At 70.4% G+C, this 25,551-nt stretch carries 24 protein-coding genes, 6 pseudogenes and 1 riboswitch; of the genes and pseudogenes, 17 read left to right on the forward strand and 13 right to left on the reverse strand.

Annotation, left to right across the window (positions count from 1 at the left end; all coding sequences use genetic code 11):
- The 6 genes and pseudogenes from ACZ4RZ_RS49130 to ACZ4RZ_RS49155 all read right to left on the reverse strand — a co-directional run.
- Positions 1 to 226: pseudogene (locus tag ACZ4RZ_RS49130) on the reverse strand (sulfate ABC transporter substrate-binding protein); the annotation flags it as partial.
- 229 nt (positions 227 to 455) lie between these two features.
- Entirely contained in the window at positions 456 to 557 is a 102-nt protein-coding gene (locus ACZ4RZ_RS49135; RefSeq protein WP_467754165.1) for a putative leader peptide, read from the reverse strand.
- Between the two features lie 142 nt (positions 558 to 699).
- The gene (locus ACZ4RZ_RS49140) at positions 700 to 1,158 is read right to left on the reverse strand and encodes an RrF2 family transcriptional regulator (protein WP_467754166.1); all 459 of its coding nucleotides are present in this window, start codon (positions 1,156 to 1,158) and stop codon (positions 700 to 702) included.
- Positions 1,159 to 1,481: 323 nt separating this feature from the next.
- Positions 1,482 to 2,711, reverse strand: a complete 1,230-nt coding sequence (locus ACZ4RZ_RS49145; protein WP_467754167.1) for an acyl-CoA dehydrogenase family protein — start codon at positions 2,709 to 2,711, stop codon at positions 1,482 to 1,484.
- Between the two features lie 13 nt (positions 2,712 to 2,724).
- A pseudogene (locus ACZ4RZ_RS49150) lies at positions 2,725 to 3,294 on the reverse strand (winged helix-turn-helix domain-containing protein).
- 291 nt (positions 3,295 to 3,585) lie between these two features.
- Positions 3,586 to 4,591, reverse strand: a pseudogene (locus tag ACZ4RZ_RS49155) (amino acid ABC transporter permease).
- Between the two features lie 689 nt (positions 4,592 to 5,280).
- Here ACZ4RZ_RS49155 and ACZ4RZ_RS49160 point away from each other — a divergent pair.
- From ACZ4RZ_RS49160 to ssuE, 4 genes and pseudogenes are all read left to right on the forward strand, one after another.
- Positions 5,281 to 6,416, forward strand: a pseudogene (locus ACZ4RZ_RS49160) (LLM class flavin-dependent oxidoreductase).
- Complete coding sequence (locus ACZ4RZ_RS49165; RefSeq protein WP_467754168.1) at positions 6,413 to 6,949, forward strand: GNAT family N-acetyltransferase; 537 nt, start codon at positions 6,413 to 6,415, stop codon at positions 6,947 to 6,949. The pseudogene ACZ4RZ_RS49160 and the gene ACZ4RZ_RS49165 overlap by 4 nt, the downstream one beginning before the upstream one ends.
- A gap of 58 nt (positions 6,950 to 7,007) precedes the next feature.
- Entirely contained in the window at positions 7,008 to 7,292 is a 285-nt protein-coding gene (locus ACZ4RZ_RS49170; protein ID WP_467754169.1) for a hypothetical protein, read from the forward strand.
- A 90-nt stretch (positions 7,293 to 7,382) separates the two neighbouring features.
- Positions 7,383 to 7,940, forward strand: coding sequence for an NADPH-dependent FMN reductase (gene ssuE, locus ACZ4RZ_RS49175; protein WP_467754170.1), 558 nt, complete (start codon positions 7,383 to 7,385; stop codon positions 7,938 to 7,940).
- Positions 7,941 to 8,096: 156 nt separating this feature from the next.
- On the opposite strand, the gene ACZ4RZ_RS49180 is transcribed toward ssuE, so the two are convergent.
- On the reverse strand, positions 8,097 to 9,179 hold the full coding sequence (locus ACZ4RZ_RS49180; RefSeq protein ID WP_467754171.1) for a phosphotransferase enzyme family protein: 1,083 nt from the start codon (positions 9,177 to 9,179) through the stop codon (positions 8,097 to 8,099).
- Positions 9,176 to 9,817, reverse strand: a complete 642-nt coding sequence (locus tag ACZ4RZ_RS49185) for an ABC transporter ATP-binding protein (protein ID WP_467754194.1) — start codon at positions 9,815 to 9,817, stop codon at positions 9,176 to 9,178. The genes ACZ4RZ_RS49180 and ACZ4RZ_RS49185 overlap by 4 nt, the downstream gene beginning before the upstream one ends.
- Positions 9,818 to 9,864: 47 nt before the next feature.
- On the opposite strand from ACZ4RZ_RS49185, the gene ACZ4RZ_RS49190 reads away from it, so the two are divergent.
- Positions 9,865 to 10,110 (forward strand): sulfurtransferase, encoded by a 246-nt coding sequence (locus tag ACZ4RZ_RS49190; RefSeq protein ID WP_467754172.1) that lies wholly within the window; start codon positions 9,865 to 9,867, stop codon positions 10,108 to 10,110.
- A gap of 10 nt (positions 10,111 to 10,120) precedes the next feature.
- Here ACZ4RZ_RS49190 and ACZ4RZ_RS49195 read toward each other — a convergent pair whose 3' ends face one another.
- Both ACZ4RZ_RS49195 and ACZ4RZ_RS49200 read right to left on the reverse strand, forming a co-directional pair.
- Positions 10,121 to 10,903, reverse strand: a complete 783-nt coding sequence (locus ACZ4RZ_RS49195; protein WP_467754174.1) for a glutathione S-transferase C-terminal domain-containing protein — start codon at positions 10,901 to 10,903, stop codon at positions 10,121 to 10,123.
- 111 nt (positions 10,904 to 11,014) lie between these two features.
- The gene (locus ACZ4RZ_RS49200; protein WP_351255692.1) at positions 11,015 to 11,080 is read right to left on the reverse strand and encodes a putative leader peptide; all 66 of its coding nucleotides are present in this window, start codon (positions 11,078 to 11,080) and stop codon (positions 11,015 to 11,017) included.
- A 36-nt stretch (positions 11,081 to 11,116) separates the two neighbouring features.
- A riboswitch (SAM riboswitch) is annotated at positions 11,117 to 11,262 on the reverse strand.
- A gap of 156 nt (positions 11,263 to 11,418) precedes the next feature.
- Between ACZ4RZ_RS49200 and ACZ4RZ_RS49205 the strand changes: the two genes are divergently transcribed.
- From ACZ4RZ_RS49205 to ACZ4RZ_RS49250, 10 genes and pseudogenes are all read left to right on the forward strand, one after another.
- A complete protein-coding gene (locus ACZ4RZ_RS49205; protein WP_467754175.1) occupies positions 11,419 to 11,553 on the forward strand; it encodes a hypothetical protein in 135 nt (44 codons plus the stop codon).
- A gap of 165 nt (positions 11,554 to 11,718) precedes the next feature.
- Complete coding sequence (locus tag ACZ4RZ_RS49210; RefSeq protein ID WP_467754177.1) at positions 11,719 to 12,723, forward strand: amino acid ABC transporter permease; 1,005 nt, start codon at positions 11,719 to 11,721, stop codon at positions 12,721 to 12,723.
- Positions 12,720 to 13,514, forward strand: a complete 795-nt coding sequence (locus ACZ4RZ_RS49215; RefSeq protein WP_467754178.1) for an amino acid ABC transporter ATP-binding protein — start codon at positions 12,720 to 12,722, stop codon at positions 13,512 to 13,514. The genes ACZ4RZ_RS49210 and ACZ4RZ_RS49215 overlap by 4 nt, the downstream gene beginning before the upstream one ends.
- A gap of 49 nt (positions 13,515 to 13,563) precedes the next feature.
- A complete protein-coding gene (locus ACZ4RZ_RS49220; protein ID WP_467754179.1) occupies positions 13,564 to 14,583 on the forward strand; it encodes an ABC transporter substrate-binding protein in 1,020 nt (339 codons plus the stop codon).
- A gap of 89 nt (positions 14,584 to 14,672) precedes the next feature.
- Positions 14,673 to 15,486, forward strand: a pseudogene (locus ACZ4RZ_RS49225) (GNAT family N-acetyltransferase).
- Between the two features lie 85 nt (positions 15,487 to 15,571).
- The gene (locus tag ACZ4RZ_RS49230; RefSeq protein WP_467754181.1) at positions 15,572 to 15,688 is read left to right on the forward strand and encodes a putative leader peptide; all 117 of its coding nucleotides are present in this window, start codon (positions 15,572 to 15,574) and stop codon (positions 15,686 to 15,688) included.
- Between the two features lie 76 nt (positions 15,689 to 15,764).
- On the forward strand, positions 15,765 to 16,979 hold the full coding sequence (locus tag ACZ4RZ_RS49235) for an LLM class flavin-dependent oxidoreductase (protein ID WP_467754182.1): 1,215 nt from the start codon (positions 15,765 to 15,767) through the stop codon (positions 16,977 to 16,979).
- A gap of 20 nt (positions 16,980 to 16,999) precedes the next feature.
- Positions 17,000 to 18,373 carry an NtaA/DmoA family FMN-dependent monooxygenase gene (locus ACZ4RZ_RS49240; RefSeq protein ID WP_467754184.1) on the forward strand — a complete coding sequence of 458 codons (1,374 nt, stop codon included), beginning with the start codon at positions 17,000 to 17,002 and terminating at the stop codon, positions 18,371 to 18,373.
- Complete coding sequence (locus tag ACZ4RZ_RS49245; protein WP_467754186.1) at positions 18,370 to 19,461, forward strand: LLM class flavin-dependent oxidoreductase; 1,092 nt, start codon at positions 18,370 to 18,372, stop codon at positions 19,459 to 19,461. The genes ACZ4RZ_RS49240 and ACZ4RZ_RS49245 overlap by 4 nt, the downstream gene beginning before the upstream one ends.
- A gap of 14 nt (positions 19,462 to 19,475) precedes the next feature.
- Entirely contained in the window at positions 19,476 to 20,603 is a 1,128-nt protein-coding gene (locus tag ACZ4RZ_RS49250; RefSeq protein ID WP_467754188.1) for an LLM class flavin-dependent oxidoreductase, read from the forward strand.
- A gap of 815 nt (positions 20,604 to 21,418) precedes the next feature.
- Here ACZ4RZ_RS49250 and ACZ4RZ_RS49255 read toward each other — a convergent pair.
- On the reverse strand, positions 21,419 to 21,790 hold the full coding sequence (locus ACZ4RZ_RS49255) for a MerR family transcriptional regulator (protein WP_467754189.1): 372 nt from the start codon (positions 21,788 to 21,790) through the stop codon (positions 21,419 to 21,421).
- A gap of 51 nt (positions 21,791 to 21,841) precedes the next feature.
- Positions 21,842 to 22,876 carry an MDR family NADP-dependent oxidoreductase gene (locus ACZ4RZ_RS49260; protein ID WP_467754191.1) on the reverse strand — a complete coding sequence of 345 codons (1,035 nt, stop codon included), beginning with the start codon at positions 22,874 to 22,876 and terminating at the stop codon, positions 21,842 to 21,844.
- Positions 22,877 to 23,255: 379 nt separating this feature from the next.
- Between ACZ4RZ_RS49260 and ACZ4RZ_RS49265 the strand changes: the two genes are divergently transcribed.
- Together ACZ4RZ_RS49265 and ACZ4RZ_RS49270 are read left to right on the forward strand one after the other, a co-directional pair.
- Positions 23,256 to 23,339, forward strand: a complete 84-nt coding sequence (locus tag ACZ4RZ_RS49265; protein WP_354775551.1) for a putative leader peptide — start codon at positions 23,256 to 23,258, stop codon at positions 23,337 to 23,339.
- A gap of 141 nt (positions 23,340 to 23,480) precedes the next feature.
- Entirely contained in the window at positions 23,481 to 24,755 is a 1,275-nt protein-coding gene (locus tag ACZ4RZ_RS49270) for a sulfite oxidase (protein ID WP_467754193.1), read from the forward strand.
- 487 nt (positions 24,756 to 25,242) lie between these two features.
- On the opposite strand, the pseudogene ACZ4RZ_RS49275 reads toward ACZ4RZ_RS49270, so the two are convergent.
- Positions 25,243 to 25,551: pseudogene (locus ACZ4RZ_RS49275) on the reverse strand (homoserine O-acetyltransferase); the annotation flags it as partial.

Raw genomic sequence — 25,551 nt, forward strand, 5'->3', positions numbered from 1 at the left:
AGAAGCCCTTCTGGTTGCCGACCAGTGCGGTGGCGTGCGTCAGGTTGCCGAAGTAGCCGATCTTCACGGAGTCGAGACCGTCGATCTTCTTCGACTCGGCGGCGACCTTCGCCTTGGTGTCGTCCTTGGCGTCGGAGCCGTAGCTGCAGGCGGCGAGGGCGAGGAGGGGGAGCGCGGCTATGACGGCGATGGTGCGCAGGGCGGTGAGCGGTCTTGCGGCAGACACGGAGGTGTCCTCTCAGGGGATGGGTGATCAGGGAGGTACGGAAATGCGAGGCGTACTGCTTGTCGGCACGAACCAACACTCCACTCCTCGGCCATCGGCGGCAGGCATGCCGTCGCGGCCTGAGAAGTGGAACGTGGGGGGCGTAGTCAGGCCAGGCTGTCCGATCCGCCGACGGAGGCGGAGCGGCGGGGAGGCAGCGCTGGTTCGGAGAGCGTCAGGTTCTGTGGCGTCAGAGGGGGCGACAGATGGCGCTGGACGTACGACCGAGGTCGATGTGACGACGCGAGGTCAGAAGGGGCAGCAGCCGGGCTGAGCGGTGGAGCGTTCTCATGGCCACCCCCACAGATGATCCCTAGTTTTCCTACCTGGTTGATAGGGATCGTGGCAGAAGGCGGTGCCCGTCCCAAGGGGGTGTTCACATCATGGACGGAACCATCTCGCTTTTTGGAATCAGCCGTGAGTGGTCCAGCCCGTCAGGGGTTTACCCAGGCGCTTGGGGCGTTGGTCAGCGCGGACACATCGGCGGGCAGTTGGGCCGATGCGACGTCGGCGAGCGACACGCCCTCAAGGATCTCGCGCACGTTGGACCGCAGCGCGATCCACAAGGGGAGCAGCGACTCGGCGGGGCCGGTGTAGGACAGTTCCGGGGGCCGGACCCCGCGCACCGAGACCAGCGGTCCGTCCACCACGCGTATGACGTCGGCGATGCTGATGGAATCGGCGGGCTTGGCCAGTCGGTAGCCGCCGTTGCCGCCGCGCTGGCTGAGGACGAGGCCGCCCCGGCGCATGTCGTTCAGGATGCTTTCGAGGAATTTGTGCGGGATGTCCTGGGCGTCGGCGATGGCCTCGGTCTTCAGTGGCCTGTCATCCCGTGACGCGGCGAGTTGCAGCGCGGCACGTACCGCGTAGTCCGCCCTGGCTGAGATCCGCATGTGTGCATTATCCCGTACGGCTTCGGTCGGTGTCCGCTGCGGCCGGCCGCAGGACAAGGGCAGGTGTCCCCGCCCGGCGGCCGAGGGGCTCAGGCCGCGGCGGGCGTGTAGTGGGAGGCGCCGTCGCCGTCGATGACGTGGCTGAGGGTGCCGTCGACACCGGCGGGGACGATGTTCGCCGACCGCGCCTACCTCGGCGCCGGACCATGGGTGACAACACCGCTCACACGCCCACCCGGCCGCGAGCTCCCGCCGACCCAGCGCACGCTCAACTGTGGAAGATGCGCGCCCTATCACTCATCCGGCGCTCCGGGTCGTCACGGTCAGACAGGCAGGATGAACGGAGGGTGCGCACCGTTGAGGAAGTAGTCCCCGACGTCGCGGAGTCGGTGGGCGACGGGCTCGTACAAGGTGTGGGTCCGCGCATTGCGCCAGAAGCGGTCGAAGCCCAGCCGCGAGGACGCGGAGCGGGAGCCGATGATGTCGAGGGCGCGGGCGGTGGATTCCTGCGCAGCCCTGGAGGCAGCGGCTTCGGCCATGGCCACGAGGACCGAGATCTCCGCGTACTCGTCGTAGGTGAGGTCTTCGCCGCGTGCCAGCCCGCCGTGCACGGCTTCCAGTGCCTGCTCGGCGAGTGCGGACGCGGAGCGGGTCAGGACGGTGAGTTCTCCGTAGGCGGTCAGCACCTGCGGGTCCTGAGGGGAGTCGACCGGCCAGGCGGGCTGCCAGGGTGAGTGGCCTGCCCGGCTGTACTCACGGGCTTCGGCGAGCACTCCCTCGGCCATGCCGAGAAGGAGCTGGACGGAGAGGAGACGTCCGACCGGCGAGGTGAGAGCAGTCAGGGGTGACAGGATGTCCTCGTCCGCGGACAGGGAGCCGAGTACGTTGTGGGCGGCGACCGGTACGGCGTCGAACTCCACGCTGCCGCCGGCCGCGAGCCGCTGGCCGAAGGTGTCGGCGTCGCCGTCGATCCTCACGCCGTGATGGGCGGGATCGACGACGACGGCGAGTGGTTCGCCGGTGTCGGCCCGCTCGGCCCGCACGGCGAGGCGGTCGGCGACCAGGACCCCGGTGGCGTAGCTCTGCCGACCGTCGAGCACATAGCCCCTGGCCTTCCTGGCCAGTGTCAGAGGCAGTTCCTGACGGGCGAAACCACCGCCCCAGCACCACTGCTCCGTCGCGGACTTCCGCTCGATCTGAGCGGCGAGAGAGGGCTCGGTGAAGAACCGGGCGTTCCACGACAGGAAGTAGTGACAGCCGAGCAGTTGACCGATCGCGCCGTCGGCGGCGGCGATCTCCCGGACGACTGCGTAGGCCGTGGGCCAGTCCGCGCCGCCTCCCCCGAGCTCGGCCGGTATGAGGAGCGTCAGCAGTCCCGCTTCACGCAGTCGGGACACCTCGTCGAACGGGGCCTTGCCCGCCTGCTCCCGGGCCACCGCGTCCGTGGCGAGGTCGTCCGCCGTCTCGCGGGCCACGCGCAGCCAGTGCGCACGGCCGGGCCCCGTCCGGTCGGATTCCGAGGCGGGGCCGGACGGCGCGGTGGCAACGCCCATGGCGGTGGTCTCCTCAAGGTCGGTAGCAAGGTGCGGTGTTGGGGATCTCTTGCTGGTCGGGCACGTACTTGTAGCCCACGCGCCGTACGGTGACGATCCGGTGCCGGTGAGCCCTGCCCAGCTTGCGGCGCAGCCGCGCGATGTGGACATCCACGGTGCGGCCGTCGCCGACGTGGTCGTAGCCCCAGATGCCGGCCATCAACTGCTCGCGCGAGTGCACCTGGTGGGGATGTAGAACGAGACGGGCCAGCAGCCCGAACTCCAGTTAGGTGAGGTCGAGTTCACGTCCGTCCACATCTGCGACATGTCGCGCGGGATCGATGCGGACAACACCGACGCCCGTCTGCTGCACAGAAGGTGAGTCCGTGTAGGCGACCGGTCGGATCTCCGGCCGCGGCACGTCCTTCGCGAAGAGCTCGGCGGCATCGGTGCCCTCGGGGACGAGCACGAGGTAACCGACGAGGGGTGCGGAACCGTGTTCCTCAGCGCCGCTCTGCGCGGTGTCGCCCACGAGGCGGAGATGGCGCATGTCGGGGAGTGGTGAATCCGGTGGAGTGGCCTGGGCCGGAAGTGCCGTGGTCATGGCGGTCGTCCTTCAGGAGTACGTCGGGCCATCAGGCGCAGTGGGTGGGTTCGCCTGATCACCTGGGAGGAGAAAGAAGGAGCGGAGCGGCACGCGCAACGTGTGAGCCGCGTGCCTTACACGCGACAGCAGGCGGCGCTGACGACGTGACCAAAGTCGACATGCCGACGGCGAACGAGTCGCTGCTGCGTGTGGGACATGTACATCATCCTGCGCACCCGCCGGGCAGGCCGTCAACATATCCCTAGTAATTCGATAGGAAATGTAGGGAACGCAACACCGTGGGCGGGCTCACCGGTCACCGTCGACCGCCGGGCGGGCGTCGGGTGCGCTCGCGCTGTCCAGCCGGGCACGAAGTGCGGCCGGACGGACGTTGAGCCTTTGCGGAGGCGTGGGCGGCAGCGCGCGGGCGGAGCCACGTGACCATCAGCAGCGGGATGACCTGGTAGGTCTAGTTGTAGACCAGCTGCACCGAGTACAGCAGGTCGGGCACGGCGGGCACGCTGGCGATGCTGGTGCCCTTCAGAGTGCCGATCAGCATGTTTCCCGAGGTCGGGACGATGGAGCGCATCGCCTGCGGGATGACGATCCGGCGCAGGGTGCGCCGTCTGCCGATGCCGAGGGCCTGGGCGACCTCCGTCTGGCAGGAGTCGACGGAGAGGATGCCGCCGCGCTCCCCCACTCTCGACTTCGCTCGAGCGCGGGACCCCCGTCCTCGGCGGCGTAGGCGACTTCGTGCAGGGTGAGGCCGATGACGGCGGTGAGGGTGGGGCCGAGCAGGTTGACCGTTGTGACGGTGACGAACTGGGGCCCGAAGGGGATGCCGATGCCGAGCGTCGGGTAGAGGGCGCCGATGTTGAACCAGAACAGCAGCTGCACCAGCAGCCGGGTGGCCCGGAAGATCCACGTGTAGCCCCAACTCAGCCTGCGCAGCACCGGGTTGGCAGATAGCCGTATCACGGCCAGGGGGTGCCGAGCAGGAAGCCAAGCACCATCACCACGCTGGTCAACCACAGGGTGAGCAGCAGCCCGTCGAGCACGGCGACGGTGGTGAAGTACCGGTCGACCACGTCCCACTGGAAGGCGCGGTTGCGGACGACGGAGTTGACCACCATCGCGAAGACCGGCAGCGCCGCGGCAGCCGGCGGCCGACATGCCGGCGCGGCACGATCCGTGACAGATCCCCGTCGGGGACTGGGTGGCCGGGGGCGTGGCCGGAGGCTTTCAGGCGTCCTGCGGGTGGGACGGAATCGGTGACGCGGGAGGGATCGGTGACGTCCGATGGCGAGACCGTCAGGAGGCTCTCCAGGGGAGGGACGCACGGGCGTCCGTAACCACCTGGCGGCGCACGTTCGTGGATGCCGCGCAGACACAGCGCGGTACGGGGCGGTGGCTGGGTTTCGCGTCATCACGCTCGCCGCGTTCCTCAACGCGGCCGGTACGGCTGCCGCGCGGGGCGGAGCCTGTCCGGCCTCGACCGTATGTATCCAACGCATGCATGTGTCAACCATGTACAGGAACTGCTCAACGCCGGTCCATCATCCGGGCCGTAGTTGACGAGAGGAGAGATGTACTGCTCAATTGATCGCATGAATGCCGAGCAGCGCCTGGTCACCCGCGACCACATCGACTTCGGTCGGGTGTGGTCCGCCGCGTGTTGCGCCTGATGCGGCAACGGGCCGTCCGGCCGGCCCGTTCCTCCCTCGGTGCCCCGTCGTGGGCTGAGTTCCTCCCTTCGCGGCACCGTAGTACAGATGCGCTGAACACACGCTGAATCCGCGTATGGACGGTCCCGCGTGACCTGACACGCGCTGCCGCCGCCTGACCTCGCCCGAGGCCCATTCCTCGGCATCATCACACCTGCCCACCACCTGGTTCCCAGCCCTCTGAAGCGCCGTCACACCCGGCCGCGCCGAGGGCTGCTGCGCCGTGCCCGCGTGCTGCCCACGGCACGGACCCAGAGGACTTGAGGAAAGGCAATCTCCCATGCCAGTGGAATTCCTTGGCATCGCCGCCACCAACGACGGCTCCGAAACGACCCCGCGCTCCGGCGATGCTTTCGACAAGGAGTACACGCTCCGGCTCGCCCGGGCCCACGAGGACCACGGCTGGGACCGGGTGCTGTTCGCCTACGGTTCCGGATCGCCGGATCCCGCGCCGGCCGCCGCCTACATCGCGAGCAGGCTGGACCGCCTCCAGATCTTGCTCGCCCACCGGCCCAACGTCTCGTACCCGACCTTCGCCGCAAAGACCTTCGCCACCCTCGACCAGATCAGCGAGGGCCGGCTGACCGTGCACTTCATCACCGGCGGCAATGACCTCGAACAGGGCCGCGAGGGCGACACCCTGACCAAGGACGAGCGCTACACCCGCACCCGCGAGTACATCCGGATCGTCAAGAAGATCTGGACCACCCACGAGCCCTTTGACCACGAGGGCGAGCACTACCGCTTCCATGACTTCGTCAGCGACGTCTTCCCGGTCCAGCAGCCCCGCCCGAACGTGTCGTTCGGGGGCTCGTCGCCTGCCGCGTACGCCGCAGGGGGCGCGGAGGCCGACGTCTACTGCCTGTGGGGCGAGCCCCTGGAGAAGACCGCCGAGCAGATCGAGGCCGTGAGGGCCGCCGCGAAGGCCGCGGGCCGTACCGACGTGCCGCGCATCCAGGTCGCGTTCCGCCCGATCATCGCCCCGACCGAGGGACCGGCCTGGGAGAAGGCCCACAGCACGGTCGGCGCGATCAAGGCCCGCAAGGAGAAGGGCGAGCCGGTCACCAAGCGCCACAACGGGCATGCACAACCGCAGAACGCCGGCTCGCAGCGACTGCTGGCCATCGCCGAGGCGGGGAGCGCTACGACCGCGCCCTGTGGACCCCGACAGCCGCCGCCACCGGTGGCGCGGGCAACTCCAACGCCCTGGTCGGAACCCCGGAGACGGTCGCCCAGGCGCTCCTTGACTACTACGACCTCGGCGTCGACATCCTCTCCGCCCGCGGCTACGACCTGCTGGGCGACGCGATCGACTTCGGTCGGTACGTGATCCCGATCGTCCGCGAGGAGGTCGCCAAGCGCGACGCCGAGCGGGCGGTGCGCGGCACGCAGAACCTCGCGGCGGTGAATGGATGACCTCCGTCGCACAACCACCGCCGCATGCAACCGAGCTGACGGTCACTCAAGTGACCGTGTCCGACCCGCGGGTGAGACCGCTGCTGCGTGAACTCGGCGACGAGTACTCGACGCGCTACGGCAAGGACGCCCACGCCGAACTCGCCCGCTATCCCGACCAGGAGTTCACTGCCCCGCACGGCGGAATGCTGCTCCTGCTCCTCGAACACGGCGAGCCGGTCGCGGGCGGCGCCTTCCGCCGGTACGACGCGACCACGGCCGAGCTGAAGCGGATCTGGACGCACTCCGCCCGCCGGCGGCGCGGCCTGGCCCGACGCGTCGTCGCCGAGCTGGAGCGTGAGGCGAGGGCCCGCGGTTACCGGCGGATCTACCTGACAACCGGTCCGCGCCAGCCCGAGGCCCGCAGCCTGTACCTGACGACCGGCTACACCCCGCTGTTCGACACCGAGGCCGACCCGGAAACCATCGGCCCCCTGCCTTTCGAAAAGCACCTGCCGGCCGCGCCATACCAGGGAAAGGCAGCCGACCTGTGAGCGTCCGTGGCATCAGAAGAACGACAGCGACACCTACCTCGCCCTTCAGCCCGGCCGGATGGACCTCTACCTCGACCCCAACCCGACCGCCGCCTGCCACGCGGTCACCACCGGGAGGGCCGAGGTTGTCGACACCTACTCCGGCGCCGGCGTCACCCTCCAGGGCCTCATCGTGGTCACCATCAAGAAGGACAGCGGCCTGGTCAAGCCGCTCGCCGACGCATTCAACGAGATCATCCACAACGGCACGTACGCCAAGGTGCTGGAGCACTGGGGCCTGTACGACGAGGCCGTGACCAAGTCCGAGATCAACCCGCCCCGACCGCCCGAGACCAACAAGTAGCCGTCGCAGGGATACGGGGCCGCAGCACGCCGTGGTACGCGGCCGCGCACCGCGATCCCACCCCTACCTCACGCTCCCGAAAGGTCCGCCATGGCCACCGTCCTGTCCGTCTCCGGAAGTCCCTCCGCCACCTCTCGTACCGCCCGCCTGCTGCGCCACCTGGACCGGCGGCTCACGGCCCAGGGACACGAGGTGATCCCCCTGGACGTCCGCACTATCCCCGCCGAGGCTCTGCTCGGCGCCGACTTCCGGCACCCGGCGATCGTCGAGGCGACCGCGCTGTTCGACCGTGCCGACGGGGTCGTGATCGGCACACCCGTCTACAAGGCCGCCTACTCCGGACTGCTGAAGTCCCTGCTGGACCTGCTGCCGCAGTACGCCCTGGCCGGCAAGACGGTCCTGCCGCTGGCGACTGGCGGGACAACGGCGCACGTCCTGGCGATCGACTACGCCCTGCGCCCGGTGCTCAGTTCCATGGGCGCCGCGCACATCGTCCAGGGCTGGTTCACGCTCGACAAGGACATCACGGCGAGCGACGACGGCACCCTGACCGTCGCCCAGGGCGCGGCAGAGGCCCTCGCACAGGTCGTCGACCAGTTCTCCGACGCCCTCGGCAGCCGTACAGCCCTGCTGGCGGCCGCCGGATGAGCACCGTAACCGTGGCCGCCCACGGCGAACGAGTGACCGACGACGACAAGCTGCCTGCCGCCCAGGTCCCCTTCGCCGGCTCTCGAACTCACCGATGAACCTCGTCCCCCGCGGTGCAGGCGGCCTTGGACCGTGGCGTGGCAGAAGCGCATCGCCCTAGGAACGACGCGTCCACAGCCGTACTCGATCGAGGAGCCGGAGTCCGTCGCCGGTCGTGAACCACCGGGTGTGGTCGACCAGATACCGGTACGCCAGATCGGCGTTGGCCCACGATCCGGTGATGCCGTGGAAGTATCCCAGCTCGGACAGGGCGAACTCCGCGTGCACGAGCGGCAGCAGCTCAGGCAGGGCAGCCGACTCGGCGGGGCTGAGCGGGCGTACCGAGGTGTAGCCGTCGAGGAGCGCGTCCACGTCGCCTGGGCGGACGGGGCGGGACGGGTCGAGCCACTGGACGGTGTTGCGCTCGATGGCGGTCGCGAGGTCGTGGACGGCGGTCGTGCGGTCGCTGAGGCCGAAGTCGAGGACGGTCGAGACCGTGCCGGTCGCCGGGTCCCACAGCAGGTTCGAGGCGTGCCAGTCGTTGTGCGTCCACAGCGGTGCGAGGCGGCCAAGGTGGGGCAGCAGGCGCCGGTGGAAGGGAAGATGAACCGCGCGCAGGTCCTCCCGCCAGGGACGGCCCGCCAACGCCGCGACCACTGCCGGTCGCTCGGCCGCATACGCCTCCACCGCGGCCTCGGGGTCGACCGCCGCGAAGATACTGAAGGAGGAGACGAGGGGCTGCGGGCGTCGCCTCGGGGCGCCGAACCCCTCAGCCGCCAGATGGAGTTGGGCCAGTGCGGCACCGGCGGCCCGGGCATGGGCCACGGACGCGAACGGCGACCACGACAGCGCGTCCCGGTAGAGATCCGTCCCCGTTCCGGCCGTATGGACCTCGTACACCCACTCCCCGCGCGCCTCGGCCCCCAGCACCTCCACGACCGGCGCACCCCGGTCCCGCAGATACCGCAGGAAGGCGTGCTCCTCGGCCAGACCTTCCAGGGTGCGTACGTCGCGGTGGTGCCGTTTCACGAAGAGCCGTCTTCCGCCCCGCTCGACCAGGGCGGCCGCCGACAGCGGGCGCGGGCTGCGCCACAGTACCTGCGCGGGACCGACGACGGCCTCGACCTCCGTCTCGGTGAGCGGCGGCCAGTCGGGGGCCACCGGTTCTGTACCCATGCCGTGGGCCAGGAGCCCGCTCATCCGGTCGTCACCGTGTTCGCCTGGCTCGCCCGGTCGCTGAGGGAGTCCAGCCGCCGCCGCTCGGTCGCCGCGAACTCCGGTTCGGTGAGGGCGTCGAGGCCGCGCGGGCCGGAGCGCGGCACCTCGATGCGCTCCACGACCGTGGCCGGGCGGGGCGAAAGGACATGCACCGTGTCGGCGAGCAAGACGGCCCCGCAAATGTCGTGCGTGACCAGCACGACAGTCCGGCGGTAGCGCTGCCACATGTCGGCCAGCCACAGCTGCATCTCGGTGCGGGTGAGCGAGTCGAGCGCGCCGAACGGCTCGTCGAGCAGCAGCACCGGCCGCTCCAGAACGACCGTGCGCAGCAGGGCCGCGCGCTGCCGCATACCGCCGCTGAGCTGGAAGGGATACGAGGACTGGAAGCCGTCGAGTCCGAAGGCGTCGAAGAGTTCGCCGGCCCTGCGCCGCGCCTCCTTCTTCCGCACTCCCTGGGCCTCCAGCCCCAGCGCCGTGTTGTCGAGCACTGTGCGCCAGGGGTACAGCAGATCCTTCTGGAGCATGTAGGCGACCTTGCCCGAGGCCACGGACGCGAGGGCGCCCTCTACCAGGATCTCGCCCGAAGTGGGCCTGTCCAGACCAGAGATCAGGTTGAACAGTGTGCTCTTGCCACTGCCGACGCGGCCACATCCCCGGCAGTCTCAGCTTGCCAGGGCATGGCCTCCTCGACGGCACGGGCCGGTTCCTGCCCGCCGCCGAACTCGCCGAACGCGTCGGCACGGTCCTCAAGGGCGAGGAGTCGCCGGTGATCCTCTACTGCGGCGGCGGCATCTCCGCCGCCGGCACCGCGCTCGCCCTCACGCTGCTGGGCCGTCAGGACATCGCCCTGTACGACGGTTCGCTGGAGGAATGGTCACAGGATCCGTCCCGGCCGCTCGCGACGGGCACCTGAGCCCCGGGGCTCACGCCGCGTCGGGCACCGCGTGGGTCCTGCCCCGGAAGGCGGGGTGGTCGCCGAGGCGGCGTACGTAGTCCCGGAGCCGGGGGTGCGAGCTGAGGGTTCCGGCTGGGCCGAGATGGACGAGCGCCACCCACAGGTCCACGTCCGCGGCCGTCAGCTCCTCGCCCAGCGCATAGGGCTGCCCGGCGAGCCGACGGTCCAGCAGGTCCAGTGCCGCCGATCGTCTTGAGGGCTGGGCGGCCGGGGTGACGTCCCGATCCAGCAGGTCATGGAGGGCGTCGATGTCCGCGGCAAGGGCCGGCGGGCGCAGCGCGGAGGGGCAGGCTCCGTCGTGGCCGGACAGCAGGCCCGCGAGGTCGCGGAGGATGTCCGGAGTGTGGTTGCTGACGATGCGCCCGCTCCACCGGTCGCACAGCGCGGGCGCCGTCAGTGGCCCGTCGTAGTGGTGCACCGTGGCCTCGTACGCACGGCGCAGCGAGGCGAAGGCGTCGGGTGTCTCGGCGGGGTGCGCCAGGAGTGTGCTGGCGACCGAGTCCTTCAGGCCGAGCAGGCCGAGGCTGATCGAGATGCGCAGCGAGCGCGGACAACTCACCGACAGGAACAGCTCGTAGCGGTGCGGTGCCGGGTAGAAGCCGCCGGCCAGACCGACGCCGATACGGCTGTGGAAGCGGTGGGGGAGGGGGGACGGTACGGCCGCTCTGGGGCGATGGCCCGAAGCGAACGAACTCTGGTTACAGACACTGGAGTTGTCTGTACTGGAACTGCGCGAAGCTGTCTCGGGCATGACTCTCCCTTTGGGAACGAGGAAGCCACCGCCGCCTTGTGGGCACCAGCGGCCGAATGCGGAGCGACTGCGCTTGTCGCACCGGTCCGGATCGCACGGACCGGTGGCGGATCAGTAAGCGCTGGAGACGCGCAACAGATCGATGTGCAGGCGCCTCGTCAAGCCGTTCCAGGGCATTCCCACCGGTCCCACCTCCGGGGCTCGCGAGACGCGAGACCACGCTTGCCCCGCCGCACCGGCGGGACCCGGTCGTCACCCGGGGCACCCCGTCGCGGTGGAAGGGTTGCCTGTCAGCGGGCCGGGGCCGATGACCACACGAGCGGGGCGAACCCGCGCCGTGGGCGCTGACAATCGTGACCGTCCACGTCAGTTTCGGCGCGCTCCGTGGCGCCGTCAAGAAGGCCGAGTATGCGGTCTCACCTGGTGGTCACTCGCATTGACATTCTTTTCGGGGCATGCCTAACTTGCGGCGCGCAACGAGATGCCCCAGGGCCGGAGAAGTGATGGTGACAGCGATGTACGCAGCTGACGGGACGGTCGCATGGCGCCGCCTCGGCCGCGTCCTGCTGTGCGCGGACCGCTCCGTCGACCTGCTGCGCGTCAACAGCGCGCTGTGTACGGTCGCTTGTTGCGCCCTCTGTCAAGGCTGACGGCTTTCTGAGTCTCTGACGACCACCGCTGTCGCGGTGTGCCCTCTCCCCGCCCAGCCCCCGTTCCGCGTGTACCCGTGCGTCGCCTCGTGCCGAGCCGCTCCCGCTCGGCGCGGTACTGCCGCATTCCGTGGTCCGGGGTGTCCGAATCCGCTGGAGCCCTCCATGAGTGAATCTCCGGGCATCGCTGTGTCCTCCGGATCAGCACCGCCCGCCGAGGCGATCCCCCGCCCCGACACCCCCGCCGAGCCGAAGCCCCTGGCGGCGCAGCGAGTCCTTCCGCTCCGGCGTCCCGGCCGCTGGATCATCACGGCCGTCGTGCTCGTGCTGGTCGCCCAGATCGTCCACGGCCTGGCCACCAACCCGTTCTACCAGTGGGACCGCTTCCGCTACTGGTTCCTGCGCCCCACCATCCTCGACGGGCTAGTCATCACCCTCGAAGTGACCGCGCTGAGCGCGGTGTTGGGGTTGCTTGGCGGGATCCTGATCGCGCTCGGGCGGCTCTCCGGGAGTCCGGTGCTGCGGGCCGTGAGCTGGGTGTACACCTGGCTGTTCCGGTCCGTGCCGCTGATCGTCGTGCTGATCTTCCTCTACAACTTCAGTGCCCTGTACAAGACGTTGAGCCTCGGGGTGCCGTTCGGGCCGGCCTTCGTCACCTTCGACGAGTCGCGGCTCGCCACCGACATGGCGGTCGCCGTCGTCGGCCTCAGCCTCAACGAGGCGGCCTACGCGTCCGAAGTGGTCCGCGGCGGCATCCTCTCTGTCGACCAGGGCCAGCATGAGGCGGCCGCCGCGCTCGGCCTGCCCAAGGGCTACCAGTTCACCCGGATCGTGTTCCCGCAGGCCCTCAGATCCATCACCCCGAACTACGTCAACCAGCTGATCGGCCTGATCAAGGGCACGTCCCTGGTGTTCTACGTGTCGCTGCTCGACCTGTTCGGCTCGGTGCAGACGATGGGCAGTACCTATCCCGGCGACATCGTGCCGCTGCTGCTGGTCGCCACCGTCTGGTACCTGATCCTCACGAGTGCCGTGTCCGTCGTCCAGTTCTACGTCGAGCGGTACTTCGCCCGGGGCGCCACCCGCACCCTGCCGCCGACCCCGCTGCAGAAGCTCCGCACCGGCCTGCGGGACCTGCGGGAACGTGCGCGCAGGGAGGCCGCCGTATGAGCACCGAGACAGCCGAGACCCTCGCGACCGCGCCCGCTGCCGTCGAGGTCCACGACGTGCACAAGTGGTACGGCGCCCACCGGGTGCTGGACGGCGTCGACCTGACCGTACGGCCCGGCGAGGTCACCGTCATCCTCGGCCCGTCCGGCTCCGGCAAGTCCACGCTGCTGCGGGTCATCAACCACCTGGAGAAGCCCGAGATCGGCTACGTCAGCGTCAACGGCGAGCTGATCGGCGTACGGCGTCAGGGGGAGCGGCTGAAGGAGCTGAGCGAGCGGGCGATCCTGGCGCAGCGCAGCCGTATCGGGTTCGTCTTCCAGAACTTCAACCTCTTCCCGCATCTGACCGTGCTGGACAACGTGGCCGCCGCCCCGGTCGCCACCGGGAAGCTCAGCAAGCCCGAGGCGCAGGACCTCGCCCGCGAACTCCTCGGGCGGGTGGGACTGGCTGACAAGACCGGTGCGTATCCGCGGCAGTTGTCCGGCGGCCAGCAGCAGCGGGTGGCGATCGCGCGCGCCCTGGCTCTGCGGCCCGGCGTGATCCTCTTCGACGAGCCCACCTCCGCTCTCGACCCCGAGCTCGTCGGAGAAGTCCTCGCCGTCATCAAGGACTTGGCGACCAGCGGCACGACCCTCGTCGTCGTCACGCACGAGATCGGCTTCGCCCGCGAGGTCGCCGACCGGGTCGTGTTCATCGACGGCGGCCGGATCGTCGAGCAGGGCTCGCCGTCCGAGGTCCTCAACCACCCGAAGCACGAGCGGACCAGGGACTTCCTCAGCAAAGTCCTATGACCGCCACCTCCCACACGTCATTGCTCACCGCTCACCATCAAGGACAGCCATGCGCACCCTCAGCTTTCGCAGCCGACTCCTCCGCGGTCTGACCGCAGGCACCGCCGTCGCCACGCTCGCCGCCGGACTCGCCGCCTGCGGGGGCAGCAGCGACGCCGCCACCACGACCGACGCCGCCGGCACGGTCACCGTGGGCAAGGTGTCCAACGGGGCCGCCAAGGAGACCGCACTCAAGGTCTCCGAGGTCAAGTCGATCAGCGCCGAGCTGCCCGCGACGGTCAGCAAGAGCGGCAAGCTGGAGATAGGCGTCGGCGCCCTGCCCGACGGCTTCCCGCCGCTGGCGTACGTCGGCTCGGACCAGAAGACCCTCACCGGCGCCGAACCCGACTTCGGCCGCCTGGTCGCCGCTGTCCTCGGCCTCAAGCCCGAACTGCAGAACTCCACTTGGGAGAACATGTTCGTCGGTATCGACAGCGGCAAGGTCGACGTGGCCTTCTCCAACATCACCGACACCGAGGAGCGCAAGAAGAAGTACGACTTCGCCTCCTACCGCAAGGACAACCTCGGCTTCGAGGTGCTGAAGAAGAGCACCTGGAACTTCGACGGCAACTACGAGCACCTCGCCGGGAAGACCGTCGCCGTCGACAACGGCACCAACCAGGAGAAGATCCTCCTGGAGTGGCAGACGAAGCTGAAGAAGGAGGGCAAGACCCTCACCGTCAAGAACTACGCCAGCAAGAACGCCGTCAGCCTGGCGCTGACCGGCGGCAAGATCGACGCCTACTTCGCCGCCAACCCGGGCGTCGCCTACCACATCACGCAGACCGCCAAGTCGCCCAACCCGACCCGCAGCGCGGGCACGTTCTCCGGCGCCGGCGCCACTCTGCAGGGCCTGATCGCGGCGACCACCAAGAAGGACAGCGGGCTCGCCAAGCCCATCGCCGACGCGATCAACCACCTGATCAAGAACGGTCAGTACGCCAAGTGGCTCGCCGCCTACAACCTCTCCAACGAGGCCGTCGCCACCTCCGAGGTCAACCCGGCCGGCCTGCCGCTCGACAACTCGTGACCGCCGTCCGCCCACCGGACTCCGCCGTGTCACGGCGGAGTCCCGGCCGCGCCCCGCCACGTTCCAGACAGGGGAGACTCCGCACCGCCATGTCCACCAGCGTCGACCATGCCCCGTCCCCGAGCCCGACGGAACCTCACATACTGGACAACGCCGCCTGGGCTGCGCTGGCGGGCCCGCACGCCCATCTCGCCGAGCGCGTCGGTCGGGCCGCCCGCTACCCAACGGACGTCTCCCCGTTCACCGCCCTGGAAGACCCCGCCGATCCCCGCGCCTGGGACGACCTGGCCGCACTGGTGGGACCCGGCACCGTCACCCCGGTCACCGCGGTCCAGACCGTGCCCGGCGGCTGGGAGATCGAGGACAGCGGTGAGGGCGTCCAGATGGTCGACGCCGCGCTGCACGCCGAACCCGCACCCGAAGCGGTACGGCTCGGACCCGTCGACGTACCCGAGATCCTCGGTCTGATCGCCCTCACCCAGCCGGGCCCCTTCCTGCCCCGTACCGTCGAGCTCGGCACCTACCTCGGCATCCGGGACCGCGGGCGGCTGATCGCCCTGGTCGGCGAGCGAAGCGAGATGGGGGTCCCCCGGCCGGAGGCTGGGGGAGGCTCCGCCCGCCGGGCTGGACCGAGATCAGCGCGGTCTGCACCCACCCGGACCACCGCGGCCGCGGCCTGGCCACCCGCTGGTCCGCGCGGTCGCGGCGGGCAACAGGGAACGCGGCGACATCCCCTTCCTCCACGCGGCCGCGAGCAACACCCACGCGATCCGGCTCTACGAGTCGATCGGGTTCACCCTGCGCCGCCGTACGCGGTTCGCGCTCGTCCGCACGCCGGGTGGACAGCCGGAAACGCAAGGCCGGGACGAACAAGAAGCCGGACAGCCGGAAGAAAAGGCATAGCCGTGCTGTTGTGCTTGCTCACCAGCGAGTGGCGCCCCTTCGGCGAGCCGCGAGCGCGAGGCCGACAAGGGCGGAGGTGAGGCACATGCGTCCCGTGTCCCGTCACCGCGTCGTGAAACCCGGCCCGCCCCGCCGCCTGCACCTGTACTCCCGGCCACACATCGACCTGCTGCGCGTGGCCGGCGCGCTCTGTTGCTCCTGACCCGTTGTCCTCGCAGCCGCACCCTTCGTACGGGGACCGGCTCTCTCGTACGGCTGATCAGGAAGGCGCCACTCCCGTGTCCTCGTCACCCTCCCCTCTGCATCTCGCCGTCGCCCTCGACGGCGCCGGCTGGCACCCGGCCGCCTGGCGCGAGCCCGTCGCCCGCCCCCGCGAACTGCTCATTGCCGCCTACTGGACCGACCTCGTCACCGAGGCCGAGCGCGGTCTGCTCGACTTCGTGACCATCGAGGACGCCCTCGGACTCCAGTCCTCGTCCTTCACCGAACCCGACGGCCGCACCGACCAGGTCCGCGGCCGCCTGGACGCCGTCCTCATCGCCGCCCGGGTCGCCCCGCTGACCCGCCATATAGGTGTGGTGCCGACGGTGGTGGCCACCCACACGGAGCCGTTCCACATATCCAAGGCGATCGCCACCCTCGACTATGTGAGCACCGGCCGCGCGGGCCTGCGTGTACAGATCACGGCACGCCAGAACGAGGCCGCGCACTTCGGACGCCGTACGTTTCCGCCGTTCCGCATAGAGGACTACGACACGCCTGCTGTGCAGGAAGCGGTGGCCGACGCCTTCGACGAGACCGCCGACTACGTCGAGGTGGTGCGCCGACTCTGGGACAGCTGGGAGGACGACGCGGAGATCCGGGACGTCGCCACCGGCCGCTTCCTCGACCGGGACAAGCTGCACTACATCGACTTCGAGGGCAAGCACTTCAGCGTCAAGGGCCCCTCGATCACGCCCCGCCCGCCCCAGGGCCAGCCGATCGTCAGCGCCCTGGCCCACGCGACCGTCCCCTACCGGCTGGTGGCCCGGGCCGCCGACATCGGTTACGTCACCCCGCACGACGCCGGCCAGGCCCGTGCCATCGTCGAGGAGATCCGCGCCGAGCAGACGGCGGCCGGCCGCGCCGACGAGACCCTGCACATCTTCGGCGACCTGGTGGTCTTCCTCGACGACGATCCCGCCGAGGCCGCGGCCCGCCGGGAGCGCCTGGACGCCCTCGCGGGATACCCGTACACCAGCGACGCCCGGATCTTCACCGGCACCCCCGCCCAACTCGCCGATCTGCTGCAGGAGCTGCAGTCGTCGGGACTGTCCGGCTTCAGGCTGCGTCCCGCCGTCGCCGGCCACGACCTCCCGGCGATCACCCAGGGCCTGGTCCCGGAACTCCAGCGCCGCGGCGCCTTCCGGCAGTCGTACGAGGCCGACACCCTGCGTGGGCTGCTCGGACTGTCCCGCCCCGTCAACCGCTACGCCGCCGCTGTCACCGCCTGAGCCGGAGGGACCGTACGACCATGAGCAAGCCGCTGAAGCAGATCCATCTGGCCGCCCATTTCCCCGGTGTCAACAACACCACCGTGTGGAGCGATCCCGAGGCCGGCAGTCACATCGAGTTCAGCTCCTTCGCGCACTTCGCCCGGACCGCCGAACGCGCGAAGTTCGACTTCCTGTTCCTCGCGGAGGGGCTGCGGCTGCGCGAACAGGGCGGCAGGATCTATGACTTGGATGTCGTGGGCCGCCCCGACACCTTCACCGTCCTCGCCGCGCTGGCCGCCGTCACCGAGCACCTCGGCCTGACCGGCACTATCAACTCCACCTTCAACGAGCCCTACGAGGTGGCCCGCCAGTTCGCCAGCCTCGATCACCTCTCGGGCGGACGCGCCGCCTGGAACGTCGTCACGTCCTGGGACGCCTTCACCGGCGAGAACTTCCGCCGCGGCGGCTTCCTCCCGCAGGAGGAGCGCTACTCCCGCGCGAAGGAGTTCCTCTCCACCGCGAACGAACTCTTCGACTCCTGGCGCGGGGACGAGATCATCGCCGACCGGGAGACCGGCACCTTCCTGCGGGACGCGCAGGCCGGAGCCTTCGTGCACCAGGGCCGGCACTTCGACATCCAGGGGCAGTTCAACGTCCCGCGCAGCCCGCAGGGCCGCCCGGTGATCTTCCAGGCCGGCGACTCCGACGAGGGGCGCGAGTTCGCCGCGTCGAGCGCCGACGCGATCTTCAGCCGGTACGCCACCCTGAAGGAGGGCCAGGCGTTCTACGCCGACGTCAAGGGGCGCCTCGCTCGATACGGCCGCGGCCGCGACCAGCTGCTGATCCTGCCCGCCGCGAGCTTCGTCCTCGGCGACACCGACGCCGAGGCGGAGGAACTGGCCCGCGAGGTGCGCCGCCAGCAGGTGAGCGGGGCCACGGCCATCAAGCACCTGGAGTTCGTCTGGAACCGGGACCTGTCGTCGTACGACCCGGACGGCCCGTTGCCCGACATCGAGCCGGATCTCGGCGAGCACACCATCGCCCGGGGCCGCGCCCAGGTACGGATGTACCGCGACCCGCTGGCCACGGCCCGCGAGTGGCGCGAGCTCGCCGCCGCCAACAAGTGGTCGATCCGCGACCTGGTCATCGAGACCGGCAACCGGCAGAACTTCGTCGGCTCCCCGGCCACCGTCGCCGAGACCATCAACGACTTCGTCCAGGCCGACGCCAGCGACGGCTTCATCCTCGTCCCGCACATCACCCCGGGCGGCCTCGACGTCTTCGCTGACCAGGTCGTCCCGCTGCTCCAGGAACGCGGCGTGTACCGCACGGAGTACGCGGGCACCACTCTGCGTGAGCACCTCGGTCTGGCTCGCCCCGGCGAGATGCGCGACGAGCGTGTGGCGTCATGAAGTTCCTCGCCATCACCCTGATCGTGCACGCCCCGCACCCGGTGACGGGCGTACGAAAGCCCACCCAGGACCGCTTCCGCGAGGTGCTCGACAACGCGCTCCTCGCCGAGGAGCTGGGCTTCGACGGCTTCGGCGTGGGGGAGCGGCACGAGCGGCCCTTCATCTCCTCCTCGCCGCCCGTCGTCCTCAGTCACATCGCCGCCCTCACCTCCCGGATCCGGCTGTTCACGGCGGTCACCACGCTCAGCCTCCTCGACCCGGTGCGGGCGTACGAGGACTACGCGACCCTGGACCATCTCTCCGGCGGACGCCTTGAGCTGATCATCGGCAAGGGCAACGGGGCCGCCCAGCGGGACCTGTTCCAGGTCACCCCCGAGGACCAGTGGGACCGCAACGCCGAGAGTTACGAGGTGTTCCGCAAGATCTGGCGCCACGACAAGGTGACCGCCGAGACCCGCTTCCGCCCGGAACTCAAGGACGCGGAGGTGTGGCCCCGGCCGCTCCAGCAGCCGATCCGGGTCTGGCACGGCAGCGCGACCAGCAAGGAGTCGGTCGACCTGGCCGCCCGCTACGGCGACCCGCTCTTCTCTGCCAACGTCACCAACCCCATAGAGCCCTACGCCGAGTTGATCCGCTACTACCGCGAGCGCTGGGAGCACTACGGCCACGATCCGGCCGCCATCGCGGTCGGTGCGGGGACGGCGGGCCTCTACGCGGCCCGCACCTCCCAAGAGGCGATCGCCGCCTACCGGCCCGTGTTCGAGGGGAACCTGGCGTTCCAGAAGCGGCTGGGTCTCGAGCCGGTGTTCTCGACCCTGGAGGACTTCGTGGAGCGCAGCTCGGCGCTGATCGGCAGCCCCCAGCAGATCATCGAGAAGGTGCACCGCTACCACGAACGGTTCGGGCACACCGTGCTGCATCTGCATGCGGACGCAGGAGGACTGACGGACCGTCAACACCGGGACTCCCTCGAAATCTTCCAGTCGGACATCGCGCCGGTGCTGCGCCGCGAGATCCCTGATCCGCCGTTTTCATGGGGCCCGGTCCTCGCGGAGCCCGTGCCCGTGTCCGTGCCCGCTGACCACTGAGGAGCCCTCCGCACATGTCCGACATCCCCCTCGGCGTCCTGGACCTGGTCCCGATCTCGTCCGGTTCCACCGCCACCGAGGCGCTGCGCAACTCCATCGACCTGGCCCGGCAGGCCGAGAGCTTCGGGTACGCCCGTTACTGGTTCGCCGAGCACCACCTCAACCCGGGCGTGGCCGGCACCTCGCCCGCGGTCGTCCTCGCCCTGACCGCCTCCGCGACCTCGACCATCCGGCTCGGCTCCGGCGCCGTACAACTCGGCCACCGCACCGCCCTGTCCACGGTCGAGGAGTTCGGGCTGATCGACGCGCTGCACCCCGGGCGCCTCGACCTGGGCCTCGGCCGCTCCGGCGGCCGGCCGCCCGGCGGGCCCGCCACCCCGCTGCCGACCGCGACTCCGGTGGTCGACGGCCGCGCCCCCAACGGCCTGCGCATCCCGCCCCGGTTCTCCTTCGAGTACCTGCTCGGCTCACCGCGCATCGCCCTCCAGCGCAAGCTGCTCCAGCAGCCGAACGCCGAGTCGCAGGACTACGGCGAGCAGATCGACGACATCCTGGCGTTGCTGGCGGGCACGTACCGCTCCGCGGACGGCGTCGAGGCCCACGTCGTGCCGGGAGAGGGCGCCGACGTCGAGATCTGGATCCTGGGCAGCAGCGGAGGCCAGAGCGCCGAGGTCGCGGGCCGCAACGGTCTGCGGTTCGCGGCGAACTACCACGTCAGTCCGGCCACGGTGCTGGAGGCGGCGGAGGGCTACCGCGCCGCCTTCCAGCCGTCTGACGTCCTGGACAAGCCCTACGTCAGCGTGTCCGCAGACGTCGTGGTCGCCGAGGACGACGAGACCGCCCGCGAACTCGCCACCGGCTACGGCCTCTGGGTCCGCAGCATCCGTACGGCCGAGGGCGCGATCCAGTTCCCCACGCCGGACGAGGCGCGCGCCCATGCATGGTCCGACGCGGACCGGGCGCTGGTCCAGGACCGCCTCGACACCCAGTTCGTCGGCTCCCCGGGCGGGGTCGCCGACCAGCTGGCCCAGCTCCAGGAGGCCACCCGCGCCGACGAGCTGCTGATCACCACGATCACCCACGGCCACGCGGACCGGGTGCGGTCCTACGAGCTGCTGGCCGAGGAGTGGCGCAAGAGGTGAGGCGCGAGACGTTCAGCGCCAGGACTGACGGGTGATCAGCGGGTGGCGGCTCGACAGAGCGCGGCTGCGACACGTACGAGATCGACGCAGCGGCGGCAGGTCAGCGACTCGCGCGGCATGCGCGATGCAAGCATGGGTGACTCGGCGGCGTCAACGGACTGCCATCATCCGAGACGATCACTGCCCTGGACCTGAACGGCCGTTGCCCGGCGCTGAGTTCGTGTAGAAGTGCGGCAATCCGTTTGGAACGCGGAGAGCCGCGCGCAGGGCGGCAAGAAGGTCGACGCCGAGGTTACCGTGCCTCAGCGCCTCGGCAATGGGCCGTGCGGGCGTCGCGCCACCTGGCACTACGCCGTGGGCGACTACGGCGGCGGCGCTCGCGCCTACCGCAAGGTCATCGGAGTGGAGCCCCGGTGCGGCAGCTCACTGCCTGAGACGCTCGGTGAAGTGTCGTGCGCCTGCCGCCCTTTGGCCGCAGGCGCACGGCCCTCTCATCCTGACTCCCGCTCCCGACGTTCCCGAGCCGCCCGTTCGCGCTGCGCCGCCGCCGGATGGTCGTCGCGCACCCGGGCGACGTCTGAGCCCTGAAGCTGTTGGTGTGCCGGGGCCGGAGCGGCCTGCCCAGTGGTCCGGGGGAGGTACGCCATGTGCGTGGTTCCCCAAGACGTAGTCGCTGCCGGGCTCGCCCGCCGCTGTGAGGCCCGGGTCGCGCCGCACAGCGGTGCGCAGCGCGGCGGCCGAGGGGAGGGGGAGGCGGGCGCCGCCTCCCCCTGGACGTTCTCGGCCGAGCCGATCCTGCTGCCGAAGACGTGTCGTCACGGCTGTCCGTATCTGCGCAGTGCCAGGCGGGTGCGCAGACGGGTCAGGCGGTCGATCTCGGCGTCGAGGGCCGCGAGTCTGCGGTCGACCACCCCGGAGCCGGGGACGTCGGAGTCCGGGTGCCCGCACCGCCGTTGCGGATTCTCGACCAGCAGGCCGATCCGGTCGGCGACGCCGCGCAGATCCTCGACGGTGAGCCCGAGCGCCAGCAGCTCACGGATGACGCGGACTCTGGCCACCTCGCCCGGACCGTACTCACGTTGCCCGGTGGCGGTGCGCCGCGGTGGTGGCAGCAGGCCCCGTTCCTCGTAGAACCGCAATGCCCGTGGGGTGGTCCCCGCCGCTGCCGCCGCATCTCCGATCCGCATGTCCGACCTCGCGCCTCAGCCTCCGTCGCCGCGACCGCGCGCGACGACGCATCACCCTGGCGGCAACTCCACGACGACGGTCCCGAAGTGCCGCCCCTCGAACAGTTCCTGCAACGCCCGAGGCGCGTGATCCATGCCCGGGACCCGTACATGCGGGAAGGTGATCTCGCCGGAGCGCAGCCAGTCCCCGAAGCGCTTGGTCCATTCCTCCGTCACCTCGGGATGGTCCGGGCCGTTGTAGCCGTGCAGCGAGACGCCTTGGGTGACGAGCCGGAAGGTGTCGATCTCCGCGGGTGCGCTGCCACCGTCCCGGCGCGGCGACAGCTGTCCTGACAGCGCGCCGACCAGTGCGAAGCGGGCACCCCGGCGCGCGGCGCGAACGGCCGTGGTCAGCTGGTCACCGCCGACGGTGTCCAGCAGCACGTCGATGCCGTCCGGCGCCGCCGCGGCCAGTTGCTCGTCGATCGGCCGGGGTCCGGGCACCACGACCGCGTCGTAGCCCAGTTCGGCCCGCAGCCGCTCGGCCTTGTCCGGCGAACGAGTGCTCCCGATCACCCTCGTGGCGCCCAGCAGACGCGCGACGGGGCCCGCCAACGTTCCCACGGCTCCCGCCGCGCCCGTGACGAACACGGTGTCGCCGAGGCGGACTTCGGCGAGCCGGGTCAGTGCTCCGTAGGCAGCAGACCCCGACGACAGGTGGGCCACCGGGTCGGGCATTGCATCGCCCAGCGGAGCGCAGTCGGCCGCCGGCACCAGCGCGTGCTCGCGCCACCCGAGCATGTGCGTGACGGTGTCCCCCGGGCGCAGCGGACCGCCGGGCGCGGCCGCGACGACCTCACCGACAGCGGGACCGAACAGCGCCTCGCCGGCGTGGATGCGGGGCAGCGGTACGCCGTCGACCTGGCCGCCGATCAGAGTGCGCAGCCCGGGGAACACGAGGAAGTACAGGTTCCGGACGACGACTTGTCCCGGACCGGGGACGGGGACCGGCTTCTGCGTGACCGTGAAGTGCTCGGGCCCGGGCAGCCCGTCGGGGATGTCGGCCAGCACGATCTCGCGGGTCGTGGAGGGCAGGACAGCGGCCATGTCGGGGCTCCTGAACGGGTTCGAGGGTGAGCGCGGGCTGTGACAGCCGCACCGGTCCGGCTGTCGGCGCGCAGACGCTAACCCCTGACGCGCGCGTCATAGTCAAGGCAGTTGCGGCCACCCGGCCAGAGAGCAACTCCTCGACAGAAGCGGTACGTTCGCCCAATCCGGTGCCATCCGTGCCCCCGCGAACGAGCGGCTGCCACCCACCGCGCGCCACGGGAACAGGCGGACTGGCGAGGTACGACTCCTGCTGTCCGGCGCACCACCGCCCCGACGGCGGATCTCCGCAGCCACAGGCACCGACGTCCCAGGGCGGTCGGCTTCCTGAAGCGAACACTCCGTTGACACCTTCCGCCCCACGTGCTTGCATCCCGCCATGCCGTTGTCGGAGCCTCTGACCCGCCGCCGCGCCGTGGACCTCGTCCGGGTGGCCGCCGCGCTGTGTCGGACGACCGGCTGATCACGCGCCTCCTCGCATCTCTGTCAACAGCTCTGCTGGACAAGCCAGTTGTGTACGGACCGGCCTCACCCACGGATGCCCGTGCCCTGGCCCGCGTCGACCCCTCTCGTTCTTTTCGCCCCATCATGACGAGGACCCGCCATGCCTTCACCCACCCCCGCCGGTCACCGCTACGAAACCGACTACGACCGCCGCAGACTGCGCCAGTGGCTCGCCGGTGAGGCCAGGGCCGACGGGGTCACCCGCCGTCGGCTGCTCACCCTGCTCGCCGCGACCGCCGCCGGGACCGCACTCGGCGGCACGCGGCCCGCCCATGCCGCCGACGGGCCGATCGTCAAGCCCCTGCCGCCCGAGTGGTTCATCGAGCGCGGCACCAACGCCGAGACTCGCTGGGAGGCGCTGCGCGGAACCGGCCACCACACCCCCAACGAGCTGTTCTTCGTGCGCAACCACACCGCCACCCCCGTCCTGGAAGCCGACGACTGGCGGCTGCGGCTGTGGGGGAGCGGGCTGCGCGGCGCCCCCGGCGAGGACCGGCCGATGGAGTTCGGGTACGACGATCTACGAGCCCTGCCGGCCGTCACCCGTACCGCCTTCGTCGAGTGCGCCGGAAACGGCCGCTCCTACTACACGACACAGCAGGGCGAGACGGTCACCGGCACCCCGTGGACACTGGGGGCGATCGGCGTCGCACGCTGGCGCGGGGTGCGCCTGGCCGACGTGCTGCGCAGGGCCGGGCTGTCCCCGTATGCCGTGGACGTGCAGCCGCGCGGTCTGGACGCCGAGTACGTCAGCGGCGGCGAGAGTCTGGGCCGGGTACGCCGTCCGCTGCCGCTGGCCAAGGCGCTGGACGACGTACTGCTCGCGTACGAGATGAACGGTGAGCGGCTTCCGTACGACCACGGGTATCCGGTGCGGGTGTTGGTGCCCTCCTGGGTGGGGATCGCGTCGATCAAGTGGGTCGGCGACATCGAAGTGTCCGCGCAACCGCTCTTCTCGCCTTGGAACACCACCTTCTACCGGCTGTTCGGCCCCTCCTACCCGGAGGGCGGCAGTGCGCCACTCACCCGGCAGGTGACGAAGAGCGCCTTCGAGCTGGCGAGCGGGGCCACGTTCTCGGCGGGCCGGAGGCACGTACTGCACGGACGGTCGTGGTCGGGTGCGGGCGCCGTCGCCCGGGTCGACGTCAGCACCGACGGCGGGGCGAACTGGCTGCCCGCCCGCCTGCACGACCGGCCCCGCGCCGGTACCTGGACCCGTTGGTCCTTCGGTTGGCAGCCCGGCGCTCCCGGTGCCACCCACCTGCTGGCCCGGGCCACGGACACGGTCGGCCGCACTCAGCCGGACACCGCCGTGCCGAACACGCAGGGGTACCTGTTCGACGCGGTGGTGCGGCATCCGGTGAGCGTTGTGTGACGGACAGCCGTCCCGGCCCGAGCTGGTGCCGTCTCGGAGGCGGGGGCGACGACGTAGTGCCGCTGCTGAAGGGTGCTGGCCGGGAAGGGACGAGCGACGGGCGACTTGCGGGCAAGGCCTACGCTGATGCCCTGGACGGGTGCCATGCCGATCAGCGGGTGGACCGGCTCCGTGGTGGCGCGCTCGGTCCCGTCCACCGCGAGGGTGAGGCGCAGGCCTGGCTCGGCGGTGGCGGTGAGGAGGATCGCACGTCCCTGATGTCGGGCGGCGAGGCAGCACCGGGCCATGGAGCGTGAGTCCTGCTGGTCCGCGGGAGCCCGCCGGTCTGTGTCGCGCGCCGGATCACCGTCTGTGGTGCGAGGAGATCAGCACCCTGACCGGTCGGCGACTGATGCGACATGCCCTTGCGCATGCACGTGGGATGCGGCCGCGTCGATAGACGGCAGCCATCCGAGGAGATCACATCGACGGACCTGAACGGCCGCCGCTAGCCGACGAGTTCGCGTACGAGTGCGGCGACCTGCTCCACTTCGATGAGGAAGCCGTCGTGACCGTAGGGGGATTCGATCACTCGGAGGTGCTCTGCTGTGCGGATCCCGGCGGCCAGCTCCGCCTGCTGGGTGAGGGGATACAGGCGGTCCGAGCTCACTCCGGCGACAAGTGTCCTGGCGGTCACGCGGCGCAGGGTGGCGCGCGTACCGCCGCGACCGCGGCCGATGTCGTGAGTGTTCATGGCGTCTGCCAGCACGACATAGCCGCCCGCGTCGAAACGGCGCACCAGCTTGGCGGCGTGGTG

Source organism: Streptomyces sp. NPDC027189, assembly GCF_055566975.1.